Consider the following 24,890-nt stretch of genomic DNA (forward strand, 5'->3'; position numbering starts at 1 on the left):
GTTCGAAGCACGCCAGATACGAATTGTGACCCTATAATGACGCATTACGGACATCGCCATGAACAACACTCGCCAGTTTTTCGTCAGCGGCCGCGTACAGGGCGTGGGCTTTCGCGAGGCCACACGCAAACGCGCCGACGAGCTGGGCCTGGCTGGCTGGGTTCGCAACCTGGCCGACGGCCGCGTTGAAGTACAGGCCAGCGCAGGCGACGACAAGCTCGACGCCCTCGCCCGCTGGCTGCAGGACGGCCCGGCATCGGCGAAGGTCGAGCACGTCGATAGCCACCCTGTTGAGCAGGCGGACAGCCTTCCCCAGCCGTTCGCCGTTCGCTGATTCGAGCCGACCGCAGCCCGCGAGATAGCGCCCGCGGCCCACGAGATAGATAGTATCAATGCCCCAAAAAACCGATGACACCGTCTTGCCGCGCTGGGCGTGGCTGGGCGTACCGCTGGCGATCTATTTCGCCCATTACGTTGCGCGCGCGCTGCTCGACGCCCCGGTCTACGACGCATGGCTGCTGCACGAGTCGGGTCTGACCGAGGTCGGCACGGTGGTGATACTGGCGCTTGCGCTGGCAGGCGGGCTCGTGGCCACCGCCTGGGCCTTTCGACGCAGTGATCGCGCGCTGGCGATTTTTTTCGCGCTGTTCAGCCTCGGCTGCCTTTATTTCGGCGGCGAGGAAGCCAGCTGGGGCCAGCACTGGTTCGGCTGGGCGACGCCGGATCAGTGGCGTGCCTTGAACAATCAGGCCGAAACGAACCTGCACAACTCGAACTCGCTGGCCGGATCGCTCCTGGATCAGCTGCCACGCAATCTGCTCGCTGCTGCCATCCTCGTGGGCGGCTGTATTCTACCCATCCGGCGCTGGCTGAGCGGCCGCGCCTATGCTCATGACAGCTTTGGTTACTGGGCCATGCCCACCTTCGACTGCGTGGTCATCGGCTTCATCGCGCCGCTGGCCTCGATTCCGGAAAAGCTGTTCGAAGCCGCCATGGACGATGTGCCTTACCCGTTCGATATCGACGGCGGCGAAGTCAAGGAGCTGATGTTCGCCGTATTCCTGTGCCTGTATATCGTCACGGTGCTGGTACGGATACGGCGCGACACGGTTACGCCTGTCGCCTCTCCGGCCTGACCACGGGCTTTTGCAAAAAAGAAAGGCCCGAATCGGGAGGGCAGCCGATCCGGGCCTTGAAGAGCAGCGCCGCTCGGGGGAAAGCGACGCCACCATCGCAACGTCATCGCTCGGGTAGGATGTACGCTGCGTTGGCGCAAAAACCGGTGAAGGGGGAACACCGATTCTGCGAAGAGCGGCGAGGTGTTGCGCCCCGCCGGCTTCGATACGAATTATAGGCAACGCACATCGCTATTCATAATTGCATTTCTTATCACTATGAATAGCGTTGCACTATACATATATTTTTATCAGTCGATACAGCCTTTTATAGTGATCCGGAGTCACCGATGAGCGCGTCACCCGCCCTCGATAACACCCCGACCGCGCGCGAAGCGACCAAGCGGCGGACCTTCGCCATCATTTCGCATCCCGATGCCGGCAAGACCACGCTGACCGAAAAGCTGCTGCTGTTCGGCGGCGCGATCCAGCTCGCCGGCACGGTCAAGGGGCGCAAGGCATCGCGTCATGCCACCTCCGACTGGATGGCCATGGAGCAGTCGCGCGGTATTTCCGTGACGACATCGGTGATGCAGTTCCCCTACAACGAACGCATCGTCAATCTGCTCGACACGCCCGGCCACGAGGACTTCTCGGAAGATACCTATCGCACGCTCACGGCGGTGGACAGCGCGCTCATGGTCATCGACATCGCCAAGGGCGTCGAGCCGCGTACGATCAAGCTCATGGAGGTCTGTCGGCTGCGCACCACGCCGATCTTCACCTTCATCAACAAGATGGACCGCGAAGGCCGCCCGCCGCTGGAGGTGCTCGACGAGGTCGAGGAAGTCCTCGGCATCAGCTGTGCGCCCATCACCTGGCCGATCGGCATGGGCAGCCAGTTCAAGGGCGTATATCACCTGCTCGAAGACAAGGTGCATCTCTACGAAGGCACCGACAACGAGGCCGGCGGCAAGACCGTCACCCTGGACGGCCTCGACGACCCGCGCCTCAAGGACATCGCCGGCATCTTCTACGACGACCTGCTCGAAGAGATCGAACTGGTGCGCGAGGCCGGTGACGGTTTCGATCTGGAGATGTATCTCGCCGGCGAGCTCACGCCGGTCTTCTTTGGCTCGGCGGTGAACAATTTCGGCATTCGCCCGCTGCTCGATGCCTTCGTCGAATGGGCCCCGGCGCCTATCCCGCGGGCCACGACCAGCCGCGAAGTCGCGCCCACCGAAGAGCCGCTGTCGGGCTTCGTGTTCAAGATCCAGGCGAATATGGACCCGCAGCATCGCGACCGTATCGCCTTCATGCGCGTGTGTTCGGGGCATTACGAAAAAGGCATGAAAATGCAGCACCTGCGGGCCGGCAAGGAGATTCGCGTCAACGACGCCATCACCTTCATGGCCAATCGCCGCGAGGCCGCGGAAACCGCCTGGCCGGGCGATATCATCGGCATCCACAACCACGGCACCATCGCCATCGGCGACTGCTTCTCCCAGGGCGAGGACCTGCAGTTCACCGGCATCCCCAACTTCGCCCCCGAGCTGTTTCAGCGCGTGGTGCTGCGCGACCCGCTCAAGGCCAAGGCCCTGCACAAGGGGCTCGATCAGCTCTGCGAAGAAGGCGCCACCCAGGTGTTTCGCCCGATCAACAACAACGACGTGATTCTGGGCGCCGTCGGCGTACTGCAGTTCGACGTGGTGGCCGAACGGCTCAAGAACGAATACGGCGTGAAGGCCACCTTCGAGCCCATCAACGTGCATACCGCACGCTGGATCTACGGCGATGATCGCGAAATCCGTCGCTTTCGTGATCGTATGGACGACGGCGTGGCCGAGGACCACGGCGGCGCGCTGGTGTATCTGGCGCCCACCCGGGTCAAGCTGCAGCTCACCGAAGAACGCTGGCCGGAGATCACCTTCGCGGCCACCCGTGAGTACAACGCCAACTGATCCCCGGGCAGTCCTCGGCCGATGAAGGAATCGATCCGCGTTCGTCGCTTTCGCGAAGGCGACGAAGCGGCGCTATTCGAGATCTTTCATTCGGCCGTGCATTGCATCGCCGTCGCCGACTACACGCCGCGCCAGATCGAGGCCTGGGCGCCGCGCACGCTCGATGCGCTCGCCTGGCGCGATGCTATTCGGGCCCTCGCCCCGTTCGTGGCCCTGCGGGGCGCGCAACCGGTCGGCTATGCCGACCTGCAGGGCAACGGCTATATCGACCACTTCTTCGTATCCGGTCACCACCCGCGCCAGGGTATTGGCGGCCTGCTGATGGGCCGGCTCGAAGCCGAGGCCAAACGACGGCATCTTACGGCCATGTGCGCCGATGTGAGCCGCACCGCCGAGCCCTTTTTCGCCCGCTACGGCTTCGAGGTCGTCGAACGCCGCAGTCGCTGCCTGCGTGGCGAGGAGCTCGCCAACGCGTATATGCGCAAGCCGCTTCGCTAAGGAATCTATGCATGCCCTAGCGTGGTTGCGCCGCAAGATTTTCTAGTCGTCGGCGACGGTCTCCAAACGAATATCGGCCCGGGCCAGCAGCTCCGCTTCGCGGGCGAGATCGGCCTGGGTGAGGGGGCGCTCCTCCAGCCAGTCGGCCTCGCAGTGCAGATAGATATCGCCGTCTTCAACCTCCAGCCAGACGGGCGGCACCATGTCCGGATCGCGGCCGCGGTGCAGAATCACCGCCAGGCGCAGCACCAGCGCCAGCCGATAAGCCAGGTCGCGCCAGTCTGTGGGCAGCGCATCCACCAGATCGGCGCGAAAACGCCCGCGATGCAGGCGTACGAGCGTCGCCAGTACCGCCTGGTCGGTGCGCGAAAACCCCTGCAGATCGGCGTTGCGCAGAATGTATTCGCCGTGCTTGTGATACCCCTTATGGGAAATCGCCAGGCCGATTTCGTGCAACAACGCCGCCCAGCGCAGCAGCCGCGGCGCCATGCCGCTGACCCGTTCGTCGTCGTAATCGCCCAGCAGAGCGATCGCGGTCGCGGCCACGCGTTCGGCCTGGGCATGGTCGACATCGTAGCGGTGGCTGGCGGCAATCACGCCATCCTCGCGCGCATCGTGATCGTGCAGGCGGCCCAGCAGATCGGCCACCACGCCTTCACGCAGCGCCTTGTCGGATACGCGCATCGCCTCGATGCCCAGGCTTTCGAACAGCCCGGTCAGCACCGCCAGCCCGCCGGGGAAAATCGCGCGGCGTTCTTCGGATACGCCGGGCAGGTCGAGCTTGTCCACCTTGCCGGCCTTGAGCACGGCCCGTGCCAGCGCCTTGAGGTCGGCCGGGGTGATGGTTTCATCGGCCTTGGTGGCGCCGGCCGCCCGCAGAATCGACTTCACGCTGCCCGAGGCGCCGATCGCCAGATCCCAGCCGGCCCGGCGATAGGCACGGGCGATCGGCTCGACGGTCAGACGCGCATCCGTGACCGCCGCCTGCCAGGCCTTGCGGCTGATCTTGCCGTTGCCGAAGAAACGCTGCATCTGCACGACCGCGCCCAGCGACAGGCTTTCCACGAGTTCGGGGCGGGCAAGTTCGCCCACGATCACTTCGGTAGAGCCGCCGCCGATATCGATCACGAGACGCCGCGGATGGTCGTTGCCGAGATCCTGGATCACCCCGCCATAGATCAGACGGGCCTCTTCGGCGCCGTAGATGACTTCCACCGGGTGCCCCAGCGCGGCGCTGGCTTCGGCCAGAAACGCATCGGAATCACGCGCACGCCGTAGTGTGTTGGTACCCACCGCGCGCACGTGGCCTGGAGCAATGCCTTGAAGACGCTGACCGAATCGCTCCAGACACGCCAACGCGCGGGCGGCGGCATCCGGGTCCAGGCGGCGATCGGCGCTCAAACCGCCGGCCAGGCGCACCGACTCCTTGAGCCGATCGACGACATGCAGCTTGCCGCCATCATCGCGGACCACGATCATGTGAAAACTGTTGGACCCCAGATCGACAGCGGCGACCGTCTGCGGCTCGGGCGCGACCTGTTCGCTCTCGCGATTCATGGGTCTATCTTAAGCGCGCCGGCCGGGGCGCCGATAAGGGAATCGATGAACACGGGCAAACAAAGGCACGAAGGAATGGCGCGAGCGATTATGTCGCAACGACGCGCAGGGGTGTACCCGCGATTGCTGCTCACACTGGTAATCGTGGTACTCGCCGGCTGCGCGAGTCAGCCCAGCTATCGGGCTGATACCTCTTATGCGCGGGTGAGCAAGAGCCAGTATCCCGACCAGGGCGCGATGATCGATGCGCTGTTCGACTACTACCACCAATGGCGCGGTGTGCCCTATCGCCTGGGCGGCATGGATCGAAGCGGCATCGACTGTTCGGCGTTCGTCGCCCGCACCATGCGCGAGCTGGAATCGCTGAACCTGCCGCGCACCACCGGTGCCCAGGCACAGATCGGCCAACCGATATCCGCCGGCGATCTGTCACCGGGCGATCTGGTGTTCTTCAAGACCGGCTACAGCAGCCGCCATGTCGGTATCTACGTGGGCGCGGGGCGCTTCATGCACGCCTCGACCAGCCAGGGCGTGACCATGTCCCGACTCGACAACATCTACTGGCGCAGCCATTACTGGCAGTCGCGGCGTCTGCTCACCCAGACGTACTGAGCGCAGCGACGACGGCGAGCCACCCATGAGCGATACATCGTCCCCGGACCTGCGTACACGCCTGCGCGAGATCATCTTCGGTACCGACACCCGCGCCGGCCGCAGCTTCGATATCGTGCTGCTGGTCGTGATCGTGGCCAGCGTGGTCAACCTCATGCTGGTTTCGGTCGCCGCCATCGAGGCCCGCTTCGGGGTCGTGCTGCATACCCTGGAATGGCTGTTCACGCTCATGTTCAGCATCGAATACGCGGTGCGCATCTATGCCGCACGGCGTCGCTGGGCCTATATCCGCAGTTTCTACGGCATCATCGACCTGCTATCCGTACTGCCGCTGTATCTTGCCCTGCTGCTGCCCTCGGCGCATTACTTCGTGGCCGTACGCGCGCTGCGCGTGATGCGCATCTTTCGCGTGCTCAAGCTCGTGCGTTATGCCAACGACGCCAACGTGCTCACGCGCTCGTTACGCCATGCCCAGCGCAAGATGCAGATCTTTCTGGGCGTGCTGGCCCTGGTGACGATCATCCTGGGCGCGTTGATGTATGTCGTGGAAGGCCCGCCCCACGGTTTCACTAGCATTCCCCGCAGCATGTACTGGGCGGTCGTGACGATCACCACGGTCGGCTACGGCGATATCGCCCCCGGCACGCCGCTCGGCCAGGCGATTGCCGGTATCGCCATCATGCTCGGCTATGCCCTGCTCGCGGTGACCGGCGGCATCATCACCGCCGAGCTGACCAACGAGATTTCCAACGAGCGACAGCTGCGCCAGTGCCCCCACTGCGAGCGCAGCGGTCACGAGATCGACGCGCACTACTGCAAGTTCTGCGGCGGCCATCTCGACAAAGATGAGCAGGAGGACCCGCCCGCCAACAAGGAACAGGCCGCCGACCGCGACAAGCTCGATTAGCGGGCCTGCCCCGATAAGTCGATACCCGCATCCGGCGGCTTCGTTCCTTGAAGAGCCAGTCCGCAAATGCACGCCAAAAGCGCAAATGAACAATGGCGGTTCGCCCCTCACGACGCACGCAAACGCGGGCGTAGGTTGGATTAGCGCAGCGTAATCCAACACCGGACGTAACCTCCGGTGTCGATTCGACCGGCGTTGTCGAACCCGGCCATGACGGCCATTGCCCGTCTTGATCAAGTACAAAGCTCAGCGTGCCATGAACATCAGATCATCCGGACTCCGAGCGCTTGGTCTGTCGCCTTATTCGCGCACCTTCGCGTTCATTTGCGGACAACCTGCTTGCTTGAGTACAGCCAACTAAGCTTCATACAAAATCAAGTTGCTCGTTGGTTTTAAGCCGACGGCCCAGCCGCCCCACACGCCCACTCAACGTGACACGCCAGAGATAAAAAAAGCCCGTCACGAGGACGGGCTTTCAATCAGCAGGCGGTGCGCAGCGGCATCAGGCCGATTTCGGCTCCGAACGCACCTGCTCGATCAGGCGGTGCGAAACCGAGCTGCGCAGCATTTCATGCGCCCGCTCGATGGCCCGATCCAGGCCTTCGTGGCGGATCTTGAACTTCGCATGCGCACGGGCCTTGAGCTGTTCGACGCTCGGCAGTTCCGGCAGTTCGATTTCGGCCAGATAGGCTTCGGCCGAATCCCATTTGTCACGGGCATGGGAGCGCAGATCCTCGAGGATATGGCTGCCTTCCCAGCGCGCACGAATGTTGCGGCTGATGCGATCGGCCGAGAAGCCTTCCGCGATATAGATCGCACACTTGTCGATGATTTTCTGAGTCGGCGCCTTTTCGTTGGCAAGAATGGTCTTGGGCGGCTGACGCAGATCCCAGACCAGGCCGACCTTTTCCAACCCGAGCAGCAGATAGTAGGTGGTATCGATCTCCCACCAGAAGAACCCGTTGCGAGCCGCAGCCGGGTAGTAATGATGGTTGTTGTGCCAACCCTCGCCCATGGTCAGCAGCGCCAGGAACCAGTTGTTGCGCGAATCATCACCGGTGAGATAGCGCTGCTTGCCGATGACGTGGTTGAGCGAGTTGATCGTGAAGGTGGCGTGGTAGACGAGCACGGTCGACAGCACGAAGCCCGACAGCAGGCCGGCCCAGCCGCCCACGAGAAAGCACAGCCCGGCGACGATGAGTGCCGGCAGGAACTGGTGGCGCTCGATCCAGCGAATCTCCGGGTACTTGGAGAAGTCCTTGATCAGGTCCATGTCGGCATACGAACGCGCTTCGCGATACACCCAGCCAACGTGGGAATCGAAAAAGCCGTACTGACGCGGCGAGTGCGAATCGGCCGGCATGTCGGAATCGCGATGATGCTCGCGGTGCTTGGCCGCCCACCAGAGCGGGCCGCGCTGCAGGGCCGCCGAACCGACAAAGGCCAGCACGAACTGGAACGCACGGCTGGTCTTGTAACCACGGTGCGAGAAATAGCGGTGGTAGCCCGCCGTGATGGCAAACACGCGCGCCACGTAAAGCCCCACGCACAGGGCAATCGAGGTCGCGGTGAAGCCGGTCCACCAGATACCGATCAGCGCGACGTGCAGTAGCGCGAACGGGATGAATTCAATCCAGTTGAACTTGTCGTCCAACTCGGGGTTGGCGGGATACTTCCTTTCTGCGGACATCGCGTTGTTCGCCTCACGAATTGCGGTATTACGTTGCAGTGCACAACTGTTCACTACAGTCAAATTATGCGGTAAATAGGAACGATTTTCAATAAAACCGTGTTCCGAAAAAGGGCCACCCATGGCCTCGTTTTCGCGTTTTGATACCGTATCGACTACCGCAACGGTTTGTTCTGGATCAATCCAGCGCCGCGAAATCGAAGAGATCCCGATCAGCCATCTGCGACGGCGCAATGCGTGTCATGGATCGGAATATACGCTCGCTGCGGCCCGGATCGATGCGTTCCCAGTCGGCCAGCATGGCCTTGATGTTCTGGCGTTGCAGGTTGGCCTGCGAGCCGCACAGATTGCAGGGAATGATCGGATACTGGTTCAGGCGCGCATATTTTTCGATATCGCGCTCGCTGCAGTAGGACAGCGGCCGGATGACAACGTTCTCGCCGTCGTCGGATCTGAGCTTGGGCGGCATGCCGGCCATGCGCGCACCGTGAAACATGTTGAGGAACATGGTTTCCACGATATCGTCGCGATGATGCCCCAGCGCGATCCGGTTGAAGCCGTTTTCGCGCGCGTAGCGATAGAGAATGCCGCGGCGCAGGCGCGAACACAGCCCGCACATGGTCGCGCCTTCGGGCACCTTTTCGGTGACGACACTATAAGTATCGCGCTCGAGAATTTCGTAGTCGACGCCGAGCTCGTCCAGATAGGCCGGCAGGATATGTTCCGGAAAGCCGGGCTGCTTCTGGTCCAGATTCACCGCACGCAGCTCGAACCGCACGGGCGCGACTTCCTGCAGATAGCGCAGCATGTCGAGCATGGTGTAGCTGTCCTTGCCGCCGGACAGACACACCATGATGCGATCGCCGTCGCGGATCATGTCGTAGTCGGTCACGGCTTGGCCGGTCAGGCGCTTGAGCCGCTTGGCGAGCTTGTTCGCGCCCACCGAGCCCGGGGTCAGGCCGGCCGGCGGGCGGGTGTCGAGTACCGGAATATCGGACATGGCGCGTTGCCTGGCGTTGCCATAAATCGAAAGCGATGGCCGTCATTGTACGCATGCGCCCCGGCAACCACAGCGCGGCGCGCTCAGCTCAGGCGTGGGCGAGCAACTGCTGCATCACGCGCCGGCTTTCGGCCACGTAGTGGCCGCCGAACAGACGGGCATGGTTGAGCAGGTGATAGAGCTGATAGAGCGGACGCCGTATATGGCGATAGCCCTCGCTCATCGGCCAGGCGCCCCAGTAGGCTTCGAAGAACAACGGAGAGAAGCCGCCAAAAAGTTCGGCCATGGCCAGATCGGTTTCCCGATCGCCGTAATAGACCGCCGGGTCGAACAGCACCGGCACGCCGTATGTATCCATGCCGACATTGCCACCCCACAGGTCGCCGTGCACCAGCGACGGCTCGGGCCGATGGCCTGCCAGCAGCCGGTCGAGCACGGCCAACAGTGCATCGCCGTCACGCGCCAGCCCCCGATCCCGGGGCGCCAGCGCATCGAGCATGACCGCCAGCCGATTCTCGCGCCAGAACTCCAGCCAATCGGCATGCCAGGCGTTGGGCTGGGCGCTCGTGCCGATGGTGTTGTCGCCCTCGAAGCCGTAGCGTGCGGCCACGATGCCGTGCATATCCGCCAGCGCCTCGCCCAGGCGGGTCATCGCGGCGGGCGTTAGCGCCTGGAGCGCAATGTGCTCGAGCACGAGATAGGCATGGGCGCCGGCACGACCCTGGGCGATCACGCACGGCACGCGCAGCCCCACCGCCTGGGCCAGCTCGGCCAGGCCGGCTGCCTCGGCGGCGAACATGGCTTCGCGTTCGCCGCGGTTGAGCTTGACGAAATAAGCCCGCTCGGCGTTTTCGATTCGGTAGGCGGTATTGATCGAGCCGCCACCCAGCCGGGTGCGCCGCTCGCCGGCGAACGGGGCACCCCGTGCTTTTGCGATAGCCGAGTCGATCGCGGCCCAATCGATCACGAGCTCGCCACGCCCAGGCGTTTGCGTAGACGCTCGCCCAGGCCCAGGCGGTCGCAGATCGACGCCAACGCTTCGCGATCGGGCGCACGTCGACGGATATCGCGCTGCTCGGGCGAAAGATCGATATCGGTGACGATCGTGGCCAGTCGATAGGACAGGCGCACCTGCTCGGCATGGGTTTCGAGCTTGGCCTTCAGCGATTTCGCCCCGCGCAGACCGCTGGCAGCCACTCCGTCGAGATCGCCCAGCAGCGTATCGATGCCGTCGAACTGCTGCAGCAGCGACGCCGCGGTCTTGGCGCCGATGCCGGGCACACCGGGAATGTTGTCGACGTTGTCGCCGACCAGGGCCAGATAGTCGGCAATACGCGCCGGTGGCACACCGAACTTGGCTTCGATCGCGGCGCCGTCGTAGCGGGTCTCGCGGGCGTAGTCCCAGAGAAGGTCGTCGGGGCCCATGACCTGGGCCAGATCCTTGTCGGAGGTCACGATCTTGACCGGCGTATCGCTATCTCGGGCCAGCGTGCCGATCAGGTCGTCGGCTTCATAAACCGGGCTGGAGAGGGTCGCCACGCCCAGCGCTTCGGTCATTTCCCGACAGGCGCCGATCTGGGCCTCGAGTGCGGCCGGCGGCAGCTCGCGATTGGCCTTGTAATCGGCAAAGAACCCGTTGCGAAAGGAGCTCGTGAGCGATTCATCGAAGGCGGCCGCGACCTGGGGATCGTCATCGGCTTCGAGCAGCTGCACGAGAAAGGTCGTATAACCGTAGACCGCATTCAGCGGCTGCTCATCGCGCCCGGTCAAACTCGAGGGCAGCGAGTGGAACGCCCGAAAAATATAGACACTGGCATCCACGAGCAGCATGGCGCTAGTGTACTGCACCATGCCTTCGTTCTGCTGCGTGTCGACCCCGAGACACGGTATTTTATCGATCCCGCTTTAGAAGGACCCTGCCCATGATTCGAATCCGCCGTACGGCCGCCGTTGCATTGCTGGCCGGCCTGAGCACCGTCGCGGGCATCGCCCAGGCCGACACCACTCTCACCTACCAGGGCGCCAGCGGCGCGTTCACCGTCAACATGCGTCCGGGCGCGGTGCGTATCGACGATGCGAGCCCGCAGTGGCAGCTCTACAAGGAAGATGCCAAGGCCATCTTTTCAGTCGACCCGCGTGAACGTACCTATACGCGCCTGGATCGCAATTCCGCCAGCGTCATTCGCGAGCAGGTGGACTCGCTGCGTGCCCAGATCGAGGATCGTGTCCAGCAACTGCCCGAGGCACAGCGCGCCACGGCCCGGGCGGCCATGCTGCAATCGGTACCCGGCCTGGATACCCGTAATCAGAAGATCGGCCTGGACCGCACCGGCCGCAAGGAAGACGTCGCCGGCGTGGAGTGCGAGGTGGTTCAGGTGGTACGCGACGGCCAGCCGGCCGAAACGCTGTGCGTCGCCACGCCCAAGGCACTGGGCATCAGCAAGGACACCTTTGCCAGCGTGACCTCCATGTTCTCGCTCATGCAGACGCTGCTGGCCGGCACCGGTTTCGAAACCGCCGGCCTGCCTTATCTCAGCCTGGCCGGCATGCCGATCCGCTTTACCGACACCAACACCGGCGAACGCCGCCAGCTGGTGGATGTGAGCCATAAAGAGGTGTCCAGGCAGCGCCTGAGTATTCCGCAGGACTATGTCGAAACCGCGGTCACCCCGCCGGGGCGCTGAAATCGCTCCAGGCGGCTCATGCTACGAAAGCCTAATGGTTTAGGTTAGACTGCAGTCGGGGTTAATCCGGCCTGCGGCACCTGAGTGGACACGCCTGTCCGCGCCTTGGCAACGCGCCGCGCCGGGTATTCATTAGAACAAATTCAAGGGAAGACATGAGCGTAACTATCGCAGTCCCGAAAGAAACGGCCAGTGGCGAAACCCGTGTCGCCATGGTGCCGAAGGTGGCCGACAAGCTGGCCAAACTCAACGTCGATCTCAAGATCGCCAAGGGCGCCGGCGAAGGCAGCCGCATCCCGGACGAGTCCTTCAAGGAGCCGGTCCAGATCACCGACAACGCCGACGATGTGTTCGGCGCCGATGTGGTGCTGGCGGTCAACGCCCCCGATGCACAGTCGATCGGCAAGATGAAGAAAGGCTCGGTGCTGATCAGCTTCGTCCAGGCCCACAACAACCCGGACACGGTCAAGGCGCTCAACGATGCCGGCGTGACCAGCTTCGCCATGGAACTGGTGCCGCGTATCACCCGTGCCCAGTCGATGGACGCCCTGTCCTCGCAGGCCTCTGCGGCTGGCTACAAGGCCGCGCTCATGGCCGCCAACTCGCTGGAACGCTTCCTGCCCATGCTGACCACCGCTGCCGGCACCATCCGCCCGGCCAAGGTGCTGGTCATCGGCGCGGGCGTGGCCGGCCTGCAGGCGATCGCCACCTCCAAGCGTCTGGGCGCCAAGGTGTTTGCCTACGATGTGCGTACCGACACCAAGGAACAGGTCGAGTCGCTGGGCGCGGACTTCCTCATGGCCGAAGGCGTCAAGGCCGAGGCCGAAGGCGGCTACGCGCGTGAGCTGACCGACGAGGAAAAGAAGAAACAGCAGCAGATGCTGGAAAAGAACATGGCCGATGCCGATGCCGTGATCACCACCGCGGCAGTGCCCGGCAAGCCGGCGCCCAAGATCATCTCCAAGGCGATGGTCGATGCCATGAAGCCCGGCTCGGTGCTGATCGACCTCGGCGCCTCCGGCGGCGGCAACTGCGAGCTCACCCAGCCCGACGAAGTCGTCACCCACGGCAGCGTGACCATTTACGGGCCGTCCAACGTGCCGGCGCTGCTGGCCGAGCATGCCAGCGAGATGTATGCCCAGAACCTGTTCAACTTCCTGCAGTTGATCGTGGTCGAGGAAGAAGGCCAGGACGACGCCAAGCCGGCCGACAAGACGCGCAAGCTCGAAATCAACTGGGATGACGAAATCCTGGCCAAATCCGCGCTGACGCACGACGGCGAAACCGTCAACGAAGCCGCCAAGAAGGCGCTCGAAGGCAACGCCTAGGCCTTCGCCCACCGGCTCATCATCTTTCGGGAGAAAAGACAGTGATTACAGGTTTTGTCGCACTCTATATCTTCATGCTCGCGGCCTTCACCGGCTACGAGATCATCGGCCGTGTACCGGCCATTCTGCATACCCCGCTCATGTCGGGTTCCAACTTCGTGCACGGGATCGTGCTCGTCGGCGCCATGGTCGCACTCGGCCATGCCGAAGGCTTCTGGGAAGTCCTGATCGGCTTCATCGGCGTCATTCTGGCCGCCGGCAACGCGGTCGGCGGTTATGTCGTGACCGAGCGCATGCTCGAAATGTTCAAGTCCTCCAAGGATTGATCCTCGCTGATCCCATTACAAGAACGAGCACACGAAAAGGTTACCGAATATGAGTTTCTGGGAATTTACCGTAGACGCGAGTTATTTCGTTGCGGCCGTACTGTTCATCATCGGCCTCAAACGCATGGGCTCGCCCAAGACCGCCAAGAGCGGCATCAAGTGGGCCGGCATCGGCATGGTGCTGGCCACCGTGGTAACGCTCTGGCATCCGATGATGGATGCCGGCTTCTTCCGCTATGTGCTGATCCTGCTGGCTATTGGCATTGGTGGTGCCGGCGCCTGGTATACCGGCAAGAAGGTCGAAATGACCGGCATGCCGCAGATGGTGGCGTTGTATAACGGCATGGGCGGCGGCGCCGCGGCGGCCATTGCGCTTATCGAGATGTACTCGGGGCGGGCCTTCGATCATGGCACCACCGTACTCATCCTGGCCGTGCTGGGCGCGCTGATCGGCGGCGTGTCGTTCTCCGGCTCGCTGATCGCCTGGGCCAAGCTCGAAGGCAAGATGAGCAAGACCATCCGCCTGCCGGCCCAACAGATGATCAACGGCGGCGCGGCTCTGGTGATCGTGCTGCTGGGTCTGTGGATTCTGACCTCCACGGGCAGTGCCCCGGTGCTGGTCACGATCTTCTTCTTGCTCTGCCTCGTGTTCGGCGTGCTGCTGACCAACCCGATCGGCGGCGCCGACATGCCGGTGGTCATCTCCATGTACAACGCCTTCACCGGTCTGGCGGTGGCGTTCGAAGGCTTCGTGCTCGGCAACGCCGCGATGATCATTGCCGGTACCGTGGTGGGCGCGGCTGGTACGCTGCTGACCCTGCTCATGGCCAACGGCATGAACCGTTCGATCTCGAACGTGCTGTTCGCCGGCTTCGGCGTGGATGACGGCGCCGAGGCCGACGGGCCGGAAGGCGAGATGAAGTCGGTCGAAGCCTTCGACGCGGCGGCCTCCTTCGCCTACTCGGACAGCCTGATCATCGTCCCCGGCTACGGTCTGGCCGTGGCGCAGGCCCAGCACAAGCTCTGGGAATTCGTGCAGATGCTCGAAAAAGAGCACGACGTGGACGTGAAGTTCGCCATCCATCCGGTGGCAGGTCGTATGCCCGGCCACATGAACGTGCTGCTGGCCGAGGCCGGCGTGCCCTACGACAAGATCTTCGACCTGGAAGAGATCAACGCCGAGTTCCCGAACGCGGACGCGGCCCTGGTCATCGGCGCGAACGACGTGGTCAACCCGGCCGCGCGTACCGACGAATCCAGCCCGATCTACGGCATGCCGATCCTCGACGTCGACAAGGCCCGCGAGGTCTATGTCGTCAAGCGCGGCAAGGGCACCGGCTTCTCCGGCGTACAGAACGCCCTGTTCTTCGGCGACAACACCCGTATGGTGTTCGGCGACGCGAAGCAGGTCTGTACGGATCTGGCCAACGGCCTCAAGCAGCTCTAGGGCTGCACCGGCCGTAACGAAAAAAGCCGCCTTCGGGCGGCTTTTTTCTTGCCTGCTCGGTCAACCGGTTAAGCTCTTGCGATGCACGAACTCGCGCCGATCACCCATGCCCTGGCCCAATATCGCGCAAAGCGTCTGCGCATGCGGCGGCGCCTCAAGCGGGCCGCCGTTGCCGTCATTCTGCGCGAATCCCGTCAGGGGGCCGAAGTACTGCTCGCCCTGCGCGCGCACCGCGCCGGCGACCCCTGGTCGGGCGACATGGCCTTTCCCGGCGGTCGCGTGGACGCCGTCGATGACGCCAGCGCTTCACGGGCGGCCTGTCGCGAAACAGGTGAAGAAGTCGGCCTGAAGATCAGCCGCGCACAGGGTATCGGCCGCCTCAACGACCGTCTCACTCTCGACCACCGACGCCGCGCGCCCATGGTGGTCTCCCCGTTCGTATACCGGCTGGAACAATGTATCGAGCCGGTGCTCAACCACGAGATCGCGGCCACCCGTTGGCTCGCTCTTGCCTGGCTGGACGAGCCCGCGAACCGCCAGACCATGCGCTGGCGCGTCGGCCGGCTCAACCTGTCCATGCCCTGCTATGACTGCGGCAACGGCCAGCGGCTGTGGGGGCTGACCCTAGCCATGCTCGACGAACTGTGCGGGCTTGTGCGATGAGGCGCAGCGTATCCACAGGCCCGTGCAGGCTCACAACGCTGGCGTGCCGGGCTTTTCCACAGGTCAGGGATTTTTTGCCCACATATGCACAGGACGGAAAAGATCGCGCACATGATTTTGCGGCGGCGCACATTAGTCTGTATTTTTTGTACACGCCTGTTTTATCGTATTTTTTATACGAAAATTCGATCAAACAAGCCGCTTTCCCAGGTCGACGCGCCACCCGTGCAAAAATTCATCCACGATTTTATCCACAGGCTGTAAACCGTTGACGAGCGGTCTGGAAACAACTCCGATACTGCGCGTGGCGGTGCCCGTGCCGTTATACGGCGGCTTCGATTACCTCGATCTGGAAGACGACGGCACGACGCCGATCGGCAGTCGGGTGCTGGTGCGTTTCGGCCGACGCCGGCTGGTCGGTGTGGTGCTCGAGGCGCAAGTTGAAAGCGAGCTGCCCCGTGCGCGTCTGCGCCCGATCGAAGCCCGCCTGGACGAGGCGCCCGTGTTCGACGAGGCGCTGCTGGGCCTGCTGCGCTGGGCCGCGCGCTATTACCACCATCCTATCGGCGAAGCGCTCGCGACCGCCCTGCCGGCCGCGCTACGGCGTGCCAGAACGGACCAGACACCCAACCGCCATCGCGGCTGGCTAGCCTGCGACGTCGCCGGCGAAAACGAGCCCGCCGCCCATGCGCGACGCCAGCATGAACTGCTGGAAGCGATTCGTGCCGGCAGCCACGCTGTGGCGCATTCGCATCTGCTTGCCCGCTTCGGCTCGATCCATGCGCCGCTCAAGGCCCTGCAAAGACGCGGGCTGATCGAGGAGGTCGAACTGCCCGGCGCGCTCGAACACGGCAGCGCCGGCCCCGCGCCGACGCTCACCGCGCGCCAACGTGAGGCGGTCGAACAACTCGCCCAGCGTGGCAGCGGCTTTCACCCGACCCTTCTGGAAGGCGTGACCGGCAGCGGCAAGACCGAAGTGTATTGCCGCCAAATGGCCGAGACCCTGGCCGCGAATCGCCAGGTTCTTTTCCTGGCGCCGGAAATCGGCCTCACGCCGCAGCTGATCGAACGTCTGCGCACCCGGTTCGAGGCGCGTATCGGCGTGTTGCATTCGCAGCGCAGCGATGGCGAGCGTGCCGACGTATGGCGGGCCGCGCGCGCGGGCGACGCGGATATCGTCATCGGCACGCGTTCGGCCGTATTCACCCCCATGCCGCGACTGGGGCTGATCGTGGTCGACGAAGAGCACGACGGCTCCTACAAGCAGCAGGACGGCTTTCGCTATCACGCCCGGGACGTGGCGCTGCGCCGTGCCCAGCAGCGCGATATCCCGATCGTGCTCGGCAGCGCCACGCCGGCGCTTGAAAGCCTGCACAACGCCGAGCAAGGCCGGTTCGCCCACCTCAAACTGCCCGAACGCGCCACCGGCGCGGCCCTGCCGCCGGTACGGGTCATCGATATCCGTTCGCGCCCGCTGCTGGGCGGGCTGTCCGACCCCATGCTCGGCCATATCGAACGCCATCTCGGCGCCGGCAATCAGGTCATGGTTTTCATCAATCGTCGCGGCTATGCGCCGGCGCTGTCCTGCCACGACTGTGGCTGGATCGCGCCCTGCGCGCGCTGCGATGCGCCGCTGACCCTGCATGGCGGCGGCACCCGCCTGCAATGCCACCACTGCGGCGCCCAGGACGCGAGCCCCGCACGCTGCCCGAGCTGTGGCTCGAAAGAACTCATTGCGCTTGGCGCCGGTACCGAACGGGTCGCGGGCGCGCTACGCAGCCGTTTTCCGGACGTGCGGCTGGCGCGTTTCGATCGTGACAGCGTCGCACGCAAGGGCCGGCTTGAAAGCCAGCTCGCCGACGTGGCCAGCGGTGCGACCCAGCTGCTGGTCGGCACCCAGATGCTGGCCAAGGGCCACGACTTCGCCCGCCTGACCTGTGTCGCCGTACTCGACGTCGACGGCGGCCTGTTCTCGGCGGATTTTCGCGCCGCCGAGCATATGGCCCAGCTCGTCACCCAGGTGGCCGGCCGCGCCGGGCGCGGCGACTTGCCCGGCGAGGTGTGGCTGCAGACCCGTCATCCCGAGCATCCACTGCTGCATCGCCTGCTCACCGGCGGCTACGATGCCTTCGCGCAGGCGGCGCTGGCCGAACGTCGCGAGGCCGCGCTGCCGCCCTTCGGCCATCTCGCCCTGCTGCGTGCCGAAGCCCACGATCTGCAATCGCCCACGGCGTTTCTCGAACAGGCCGCGGCCACGATCCGCGCCGATGAGCAGATCGCCTGTCTGGGGCCCGTACCCGCGCCCATGCAGCGCCGTGCCGGGCGCTTTCGGGCCCATCTGCTGCTGCATGCCAGCCATCGGGCACGTCTGCATCCGGCCCTGGACCACTGGCAGCGCGTGCTCGGCGAACTACCCGGCGCGCGCCGGGTGCGCTGGTCGATCGACGTCGATCCGCAGGATCTGCTTTAGGGCGTGTCGTCATGAGACAAGGCGGCGCATCGGCGGCGCGCGGCCTTGCCTGACACGCCCTAAGACTGTTTTAAGGAAACTGCCCGACTGTGTGCTTGCACTTCAAAGCATCAACGGAGCAGAAAATGCGAAACCAATTGCTTATCGCCGCCGGCCTGACCGGCGTCATGGCCGCCGCCAATGCGGCCACGCCCATCGAAATGTCGGACTGGGACAGCAACGGCGACGGCCATATCAGCCATAGCGAATGGAACGAGAGCTGCCCGGCCAGCAATATCTACAGCAACTGGGACACCGACAACGACGGGCTGATCGACGACGACGAATACAGCACCGGCCTGTTCCGCCACTGGGACGAGAACGACAACGGCGTGCTCGAAGAAAGCGAGTGGAGCAAGGCTAACGAAAACTGGTTCAACGAATACAGCGTCGAGTTCAGCGCCTGGGATTCCGACGGCGACGGCTTTCTCGAATACCGCGAGTTCGATGCCGGTCTGGGCAAGACCTCCTATTACGCCGACTGGGACGCGAACAACACCCTGTTCATCGAAAAGTCGGAGTTCTGCGAAAGCCTGTTCAATCAGGCCGACGCGGATGACGATGACCAGATCAACGTCGGTGAATTCGATACCGATGTCGTGACCTGGTACATCTACTGATCGCGCGAATCGCCTACGCGCGATGTTGGGGGCGCACGCTCGGTCGTGCGCCCTTTTTCATTGCATCACGCTTTTTCATGGTCCGCAGCTATCGCCGGCATGCGGCCATATTGACCAGCCCCGGCGATCACGTCATGTTCAGCGCATGCGCATACTGCTCATCGAAGACGACCCCATACTAGGCGACGGCCTGCAGGTCGGCCTGCAACAGGCGGGCTATTCGGTCGACTGGCTCGCCGACGGCGCACTCGCTGCCGATGCCCTGGCCAACGACGAGTTCGACGCCGTGATCCTTGACCTCGCCCTGCCCTCGCGCTCCGGCCGCCAGCTGCTCGCCGACTGGCGCGATGCGGGCCAGACGGTCCCGATTCTGGTATTGACCGCCTACGATGCGCTCGACGACCGTATCGACGGTCTCGACGGCGGCGCCGACGACTATCTCGTCAAACCTGTCGCCCTGGAAGAACTCGCTGCGCGACTGCGAGCACTGGTGCGGCGCAGCCAGGGACAGGCCGACAACTGCCTGCGCTGGGACGGCATCGAGTTCAACCGCGCAAGCGGCATCCTCAGCATCGACGGCCAGGTACTCGATCTATCCGCCCATGAACGCCAGATCATCACCGCCCTGCTGGAACGCCCCGGGCAAACGCTTACCCGCGAACAGCTGGCGTCGCGCCTCTATGGCTGGGACGGCGGGCCCGAAAGCAACAGCCTGGAAGTTCATATCCACAATCTGCGTCGCAAGCTGGGACGGCAACGCATCAAGACCGTACGCGGGCTCGGTTATCGCATGGCCCAGCCAGACCGTTGAACATCAGCCTGCAAACCCGCCTGCTGCTGCTCATGAGCGTCGCTCTCGCGATTGGCGTGCTGGTGACGCAACAGGCCGGGCGATATGAATCACGGCGCACAGCCGCGGCCGATATCGACGCCCGCCTGGGCCGGGTCGCGCATACGCTATTACTGAGCTGGCAGGTTTCAAACGATCTGACCGTCGCCAGCATTCCGGCACTGACTGTCGCCCCACCGGCGCCCGACGGCAAGCGCCTGCCCGTTTTCGAAGTCACCACTTTCGACAACCGCGTCCTGCTGCGCTCGCACGACTTCCCGCTGCGTACCCACGCCCTGCGTGCAGCCGGCCCCGGCTATGGCAACGCCGAAATCGAAAATACACGGTGGCGGGTTTTTACCGTCATCGACAGCCAGCGCCGGATCATTTGCCGTGTCGCATTGAACGAACACGACCGCAGCCTGCGCGAAGCCACGCTCGCGCCCCACTTCGACCAGCCGCTGCTGCTGGGCGTGCCCCTGATTCTGGTATTAGGCTGGATGTCCCTTGTCTATGGCCTGCGCCCCTTGCGCCGCCTCAGCCGCGAACTCGCCCGTCGAGATGCCACCGATCTCGCCCCGATTCGCAGCGTCGACAACGATGCGATCGTGGAAATACGCGCCCTGCGGCGCACGCTCGACGGACTGTTCGAACGGCTTCGCCACGCCGTGAACGCACAACGCCTGTTCACCGCAGCTGCAGGCCACGAGCTACGCACGCCACTGGCGGGGCTGCGTACCCAGATCGAAGTGGCCCAGCGCGCGCCCGATGCGCAGCAGCAAACACATGCGCTCGAGCGTATCGCCCGGGCCGGCGAGCATATGGAAAAACTCGTTTCGCGCCTGTTGCACCTGGCCCGCCTGGATAGCGGCGAAACTGAAATTGCCCGGCATACGCTGGATTTTGCCGCGCTCGTCGCGCGTATCAGCGGCGACTATGCACGCGTGGCCTGCGATGGCGTCGATCGACCCGCCGAACTGCAAGGCGACGCATCCCTGCTCGAGGCACTGGTGACCAATCTTCTCGATAACGCCTGCCGGCACGCGCCGACCGACACGCCGGTGGAGGTCACCCTCGCACACCACGACCACTGGCTTACGCTGCACGTACGCGATCACGGCCCGGGCCTGCCCGAAGCCGATCGCGCCCGGGCCTTCGACGTCTTCTATCGCGGTGAAAACACCTTCGGTGAAGGCAGTGGCCTGGGCCTGGCGCTGGTTCGGGCCATCGCCCGGGCCCATGGCGGCCACGCCGGTATTGACCCGCCGAGCCGCGACGGCCTGTGCGTGACCGTGCGCCTGCCCGCCGCGCATCGCTCGTAAACGCTGGGCCGACCACGCCTACCCGCCTGTCGCCAACCCGCGATGCCACGACAAGCGCCCTAATACGCATTGGTGGATACCCACCCAGGCGCCGCCGCCCTTTCGGCGCGCCTTCTTGCTTTTAAAGCCCGAATCCGGCCGGCCAGACATGGCCCGGCGTGAGCGCGCGCGTTAGACTGCGCGGTCATTCTTGCGACCGCCTATCGAAACCACCGTGAAACGTCTCGTTCAGGATCTGCTTGCCGACGCCGTCACCCGCGCCTGGCCCGATATCGACACCGCCGATGCGCCCCATGTGGAGCGTACCCGCGATGCCGCCCACGGCGACTTCGCCAGCAATATCGCGATGACGCTCACCAAAACGCTGCGTCGCAACCCGCGCGAGATCGCCCAGACGATCATCGACACACTGACCGAGGACGAACGCATCGACCGGGTCGAGATTGCCGGCCCCGGCTTCATCAATTTCTTTCTGGCGCCCGCGGCGTTTCGCGCGGCCATCGACGACGTGCTCGCCGCCGGTACGGCCTATGGGCAAAGCGATACCGGTGCCGGCCAGAAGATCATGATCGAGTTCGTCTCGGCCAACCCCACCGGCCCGCTGCATGTCGGTCACGGTCGCGGTGCGGCCGTTGGCGACTGTCTGGCGCGATTGTTCGAAGCCACCGGCTTCGAGGTGACGCGCGAGTTCTATTACAACGATGCAGGCGCCCAGATCGCCAACCTCGCCGTTTCCGTTCAGGCGCGAGCCAAGGGCATCACCCCCGAAGACGATGCCTGGCCTGCCGACGGTTATCGCGGCGACTACATCGCCGACGTGGCCGCGGCCTATCTCGCCGGCGAAACGGTCGCCGCGGACGATCGCGAAGTCACCGGCGCCGCGGATGCCGACAATCTCGACGCGATCCGCGAATTCGCCGTGGCCTATCTGCGCCGCGAACAGGACGCCGACCTCAAGGCGTTCGCAGTGGATTTCGATGTCTACTCGCTCGAATCGGCGCTCTATAGCGAAGGCCGGGTCGAGCGCACGGTCGAAGCGCTGGTCGCGGCCGGCCATACTTACGAGGCGGACGGCGCGCTGTGGCTCAAGACCACGGACTTCGGCGACGACAAGGATCGCGTCATGCGCAAGGCCGAAGGCGGCTATACCTATTTCGTGCCGGACGTGGCTTACCACGTGGCGAAATGGGAACGCGGCTACACCCGCGCGATCAACGAACAGGGCGCAGACCACCACGGCACCATCGCCCGCGTACGCGCCGGACTGCAGGCGCTGGCCATCGGTATTCCCGAAGGCTGGCCGGACTACGTGCTCCACCAGATGGTCACCGTGATGCGCGGCGGCGAGGAAGTGAAGCTCTCCAAGCGGGCCGGCTCTTACGTGACGCTGCGCGATCTCATCGACGAGGTGGGTCGCGATGCCACCCGTTATTTTCTGGCGGCGCGCAAACCGGATTCGCAGCAGACCTTCGATATCGATCTGGCACGCAGTCAGAGCGAGGAAAACCCGGTCTACTACATTCAGTACGCGCATGCGCGTATCTGCAGCGTGCTCGGCCAGCTACAGGAACGCGGGCTGGACTACAGCCGCGAGGCGGCCGATCTGGCCCGCCTGGACAGTCCCCACGAACAGCGCCTGATCACCGCGATTTCGCGCTATCCGGAACTGGTGGAAAGCGCCGCCGCGGATTTTGCCCCGCAGGCCGTGGCTCATTATCTGCGCGATCTGGCCGATGCCTTTCATAGTTACTACAACGCCCAGCAGTTCCTGGTCGACGACGCCGCCCTGCGCAACGCGCGCCTGGCGCTGGTGTTCGCGACACGACAGGTGCTCGTCAACGGGCTTAAGCTGTTGGGCGTGAGCGCACCGGAGCAGATGTAATGGCGCGAGATTATTCCGGCCGACCGAACAGTTCCTCTTCGAACAACGGCAAGCGCAAGCCCACGCGCGGCAAGCCGGCCGCGCGCCCCACGCCGACCAAGCGCGCCAAGAGCGGCGGCCCGCCGGGCTGGGTGTGGATGATCTGCGGGCTGTGTATCGGTCTGACCGTGGCCGCGGTGTTCTATGTATTCGCCCGCCCCGGCGGCGATCTGGCGCGCGAGCAGATCGAGATCGCCATGCCGGAAAAAACCGGCAAGGACGAATCCTCGCAGTCGGCAAAAGCCGCCGCCCCGGCCGAGCCCGAAGCCGAAGAAGAAGAGCCGCGCTTTTCCTTCTACAAGATGCTGCCGAACTATGAAGTGGTGATTCCGGAAGAGGAATATCCGGAGAAAAAGAATCGGTCGGCCTCGCACAGCGAGACGCCCAGCGCTGCCGAAGTCGAGCAGCCGGCCTCCAAGCCGCAGCCGACCACGCCCAAGGTGGAAGAGCCGGGGCGCTACATCATCCAGGCCGGCTCCTTCTCCACTCCGGCCGACGCGGAACGCCGCAAGGCCGAGCTGGGCCTGCTCGGGCTGGCCGCCAAGACGGTGGAAGTGGACCTGCCCTCCGGCAAGACGGTCTATCGCGTGCAGAGCAATACCATCAGCTCGTCGAGCGAGCTCAACAACATGCTCAAACGGCTGCGCGAAAACCGTATCGATACCCTCGTGATGCGGGCCAAGAACTAGGGCGTGTCGCCGGGCACGCCCGCTGGCCCTGTCTAGGGCTGGCTGCCCAGATACTGGGTCAGGGTATCGCGCCAGGCATCGCTGGCCAGATATTCGAGGATGGCGCGATTGATCGGTTCGCGCAGGTCGCTGCCCTCGGGCATGGCAAAGGCATAGTCCTGGCGGTCGAAGATCGACTCCAGCACGCTCAGCGTATCGCCGTATTCGTTTTTCACCCGGTAGTTGAGCAGCGGCGCATCGTAGACCACCGCATCGACTCGACCCGCCGCCAGTGCGGCAAGTCCGTCTTCGAGCTCGGGCCGGGCGCTGAAAGCGATGCCGCGATCGCGCAGGGCCTCGGCCGCGGCCGAGCCGTCTACCGTGACCACCCGCGCATCGGCCAGATCCTGGACGCCCTTGATGCCCGAGGCCAGCCGATCGACGGTCAGCGAGGTGGCGATGGCGGCCGTGAAACTTGAGATGATGATGATCGCGGCAAACATCCAGACCAGCCCGATCAACCGCCCGCCCAGGGTCCTGGGTGACTTGTCGCCGTAGCCGACCGTGGTCATGGTCACGGCCGCCCACCAGAAGCCGCTGCCCAGGCCCTGGGCGGTGCTACCACCGAATTCCTCGGCATTGGCCCGGCGCTCGAACAGCCAGATGATCACGCCCACCGCCATCAGCAGGAGGGCGAGCGCGGCGAGTGCGGTGAAGAACTGCCAGGAAAAGAAGCGACGCACCGTGGCCCAGACCGCGCTGCCATCATTCGCGGGCACGGCGATCGCCAGGCCCGTGGAATAGAACGGGTAGGAAAAATCGATATGGGCTTCGCGGGGCGCGGTCACCGTCAATGCCGCGACCGACAGATCCAGTTCGCCGTTTTCCAGACCGCTGAACAGCCCGGCCAGATCACTGGGCACGTAATCGTATTCGATGCCCAGCCGCTCGGCGACTGCCTGCCAGAGCACGATACTCACCCCGGAAAAACGGCCGTCGCCGCTATCGACCACGAACGGCGGCGCGTGTTTGGTGCCCACCCGCAGACGTGCGCCGCGTTCGTTCGCCGGCATGGCCTGGGCCACGATATCGGGCGTACTCGCTTCCATACCGCCCGTCTGGGCAAACGCCGGGCTGGCGCATAGCAGCACGCCCAGCATCGCCAGCACTGCGGCATGACGCAGGCCCTGGAAATAACGGTTATTCATGGACTCCCCCACTCGGCGGGGCCGC

At 64.2% G+C, this 24,890-nt stretch carries 23 protein-coding genes; 17 read left to right on the forward strand and 6 right to left on the reverse strand.

The window, feature by feature from the left end; genetic code table 11:
• Nucleotides 1-58 precede the first annotated feature (58 nt).
• The 4 genes from CMN27_RS08315 to CMN27_RS08330 all read left to right on the forward strand — a co-directional run bounded on the left by CMN27_RS08315 (nt 59) and on the right by CMN27_RS08330 (nt 3,574).
• Nucleotides 59-334, forward strand: a complete 276-nt coding sequence (locus CMN27_RS08315; RefSeq protein ID WP_293625554.1) for an acylphosphatase — start codon at nt 59-61, stop codon at nt 332-334.
• 58 nt (nt 335-392) lie between these two features.
• Nucleotides 393-1,136: a hypothetical protein gene (locus CMN27_RS08320; protein WP_293625556.1), complete on the forward strand. Its 744-nt coding sequence runs from the start codon at nt 393-395 to the stop codon at nt 1,134-1,136.
• A 329-nt stretch (nt 1,137-1,465) separates the two neighbouring features.
• Nucleotides 1,466-3,076, forward strand: coding sequence for a peptide chain release factor 3 (locus tag CMN27_RS08325; RefSeq protein WP_293625558.1), 1,611 nt, complete (start codon nt 1,466-1,468; stop codon nt 3,074-3,076).
• 21 nt (nt 3,077-3,097) lie between these two features.
• Nucleotides 3,098-3,574, forward strand: coding sequence for a GNAT family N-acetyltransferase (locus CMN27_RS08330; protein WP_293625560.1), 477 nt, complete (start codon nt 3,098-3,100; stop codon nt 3,572-3,574).
• A 42-nt stretch (nt 3,575-3,616) separates the two neighbouring features.
• On the opposite strand, the gene CMN27_RS08335 is transcribed toward CMN27_RS08330, so the two are convergent.
• Nucleotides 3,617-5,131, reverse strand: a complete 1,515-nt coding sequence (locus tag CMN27_RS08335; protein WP_293625562.1) for a Ppx/GppA phosphatase family protein — start codon at nt 5,129-5,131, stop codon at nt 3,617-3,619.
• A 111-nt stretch (nt 5,132-5,242) separates the two neighbouring features.
• On the opposite strand from CMN27_RS08335, the gene CMN27_RS08340 reads away from it, so the two are divergent.
• The gene (locus tag CMN27_RS08340) at nt 5,243-5,743 is read left to right on the forward strand and encodes an NlpC/P60 family protein (protein ID WP_366515429.1); all 501 of its coding nucleotides are present in this window, start codon (nt 5,243-5,245) and stop codon (nt 5,741-5,743) included.
• 25 nt (nt 5,744-5,768) lie between these two features.
• A complete protein-coding gene (locus CMN27_RS08345; protein ID WP_293625565.1) occupies nt 5,769-6,650 on the forward strand; it encodes an ion transporter in 882 nt (293 codons plus the stop codon).
• A gap of 502 nt (nt 6,651-7,152) precedes the next feature.
• On the opposite strand, the gene CMN27_RS08350 is transcribed toward CMN27_RS08345, so the two are convergent.
• The 4 genes from CMN27_RS08350 to CMN27_RS08365 all read right to left on the reverse strand — a co-directional run bounded on the left by CMN27_RS08350 (nt 7,153) and on the right by CMN27_RS08365 (nt 11,191).
• Nucleotides 7,153-8,340, reverse strand: coding sequence for an acyl-CoA desaturase (locus tag CMN27_RS08350; RefSeq protein ID WP_293625566.1), 1,188 nt, complete (start codon nt 8,338-8,340; stop codon nt 7,153-7,155).
• A 178-nt stretch (nt 8,341-8,518) separates the two neighbouring features.
• Entirely contained in the window at nt 8,519-9,340 is an 822-nt protein-coding gene (gene ttcA, locus CMN27_RS08355; protein WP_293625567.1) for a tRNA 2-thiocytidine(32) synthetase TtcA, read from the reverse strand.
• Between the two features lie 88 nt (nt 9,341-9,428).
• Complete coding sequence (locus CMN27_RS08360; RefSeq protein ID WP_293625568.1) at nt 9,429-10,307, reverse strand: fructosamine kinase family protein; 879 nt, start codon at nt 10,305-10,307, stop codon at nt 9,429-9,431.
• Nucleotides 10,304-11,191 (reverse strand): 5'-3' exonuclease H3TH domain-containing protein, encoded by an 888-nt coding sequence (locus CMN27_RS08365; protein ID WP_293625569.1) that lies wholly within the window; start codon nt 11,189-11,191, stop codon nt 10,304-10,306. Before CMN27_RS08365 ends, CMN27_RS08360 begins: the two co-directional genes overlap by 4 nt.
• A gap of 71 nt (nt 11,192-11,262) precedes the next feature.
• Here CMN27_RS08365 and CMN27_RS08370 point away from each other — a divergent pair, with 71 nt between their 5' ends.
• The 11 genes from CMN27_RS08370 (at nt 11,263) to CMN27_RS08420 (ending at nt 23,678) form a co-directional block, all read left to right on the forward strand.
• A complete protein-coding gene (locus CMN27_RS08370; RefSeq protein WP_293625570.1) occupies nt 11,263-12,024 on the forward strand; it encodes a DUF4412 domain-containing protein in 762 nt (253 codons plus the stop codon).
• Nucleotides 12,025-12,179: 155 nt separating this feature from the next.
• Complete coding sequence (locus tag CMN27_RS08375) at nt 12,180-13,352, forward strand: NAD(P) transhydrogenase subunit alpha (protein ID WP_293625571.1); 1,173 nt, start codon at nt 12,180-12,182, stop codon at nt 13,350-13,352.
• 41 nt (nt 13,353-13,393) lie between these two features.
• Nucleotides 13,394-13,678 carry an NAD(P) transhydrogenase subunit alpha gene (locus tag CMN27_RS08380; protein WP_293625573.1) on the forward strand — a complete coding sequence of 95 codons (285 nt, stop codon included), beginning with the start codon at nt 13,394-13,396 and terminating at the stop codon, nt 13,676-13,678.
• A 49-nt stretch (nt 13,679-13,727) separates the two neighbouring features.
• The gene (locus tag CMN27_RS08385) at nt 13,728-15,125 is read left to right on the forward strand and encodes an NAD(P)(+) transhydrogenase (Re/Si-specific) subunit beta (protein ID WP_293625575.1); all 1,398 of its coding nucleotides are present in this window, start codon (nt 13,728-13,730) and stop codon (nt 15,123-15,125) included.
• An 81-nt stretch (nt 15,126-15,206) separates the two neighbouring features.
• The gene (locus tag CMN27_RS08390) at nt 15,207-15,788 is read left to right on the forward strand and encodes a CoA pyrophosphatase (protein WP_293625577.1); all 582 of its coding nucleotides are present in this window, start codon (nt 15,207-15,209) and stop codon (nt 15,786-15,788) included.
• Nucleotides 15,789-16,056: 268 nt separating this feature from the next.
• Nucleotides 16,057-18,258, forward strand: a complete 2,202-nt coding sequence (locus tag CMN27_RS08395; RefSeq protein WP_293625579.1) for a primosomal protein N' — start codon at nt 16,057-16,059, stop codon at nt 18,256-18,258.
• A 125-nt stretch (nt 18,259-18,383) separates the two neighbouring features.
• Nucleotides 18,384-18,917 carry a hypothetical protein gene (locus CMN27_RS08400; protein WP_293625580.1) on the forward strand — a complete coding sequence of 178 codons (534 nt, stop codon included), beginning with the start codon at nt 18,384-18,386 and terminating at the stop codon, nt 18,915-18,917.
• A gap of 145 nt (nt 18,918-19,062) precedes the next feature.
• Entirely contained in the window at nt 19,063-19,728 is a 666-nt protein-coding gene (locus CMN27_RS08405; RefSeq protein WP_293625581.1) for a response regulator, read from the forward strand.
• Nucleotides 19,725-21,068: a HAMP domain-containing sensor histidine kinase gene (locus tag CMN27_RS08410; protein ID WP_293625582.1), complete on the forward strand. Its 1,344-nt coding sequence runs from the start codon at nt 19,725-19,727 to the stop codon at nt 21,066-21,068. Before CMN27_RS08405 ends, CMN27_RS08410 begins: the two co-directional genes overlap by 4 nt.
• A gap of 235 nt (nt 21,069-21,303) precedes the next feature.
• Nucleotides 21,304-22,950 carry an arginine--tRNA ligase gene (gene argS, locus CMN27_RS08415; RefSeq protein ID WP_366515430.1) on the forward strand — a complete coding sequence of 549 codons (1,647 nt, stop codon included), beginning with the start codon at nt 21,304-21,306 and terminating at the stop codon, nt 22,948-22,950.
• A complete protein-coding gene (locus CMN27_RS08420) occupies nt 22,950-23,678 on the forward strand; it encodes an SPOR domain-containing protein (RefSeq protein WP_293625584.1) in 729 nt (242 codons plus the stop codon). The genes argS and CMN27_RS08420 overlap by 1 nt, the downstream gene beginning before the upstream one ends.
• 32 nt (nt 23,679-23,710) lie before the next feature.
• On the opposite strand, the gene CMN27_RS08425 is transcribed toward CMN27_RS08420, so the two are convergent.
• A complete protein-coding gene (locus tag CMN27_RS08425) occupies nt 23,711-24,865 on the reverse strand; it encodes a transporter substrate-binding domain-containing protein (protein WP_293625585.1) in 1,155 nt (384 codons plus the stop codon).
• Between the last annotated feature and the right edge of the window lie 25 nt (nt 24,866-24,890).

It is taken from the genome of Salinisphaera sp. (assembly GCF_002729955.1).
Taxonomy (GTDB): domain Bacteria; phylum Pseudomonadota; class Gammaproteobacteria; order Nevskiales; family Salinisphaeraceae; genus Salinisphaera.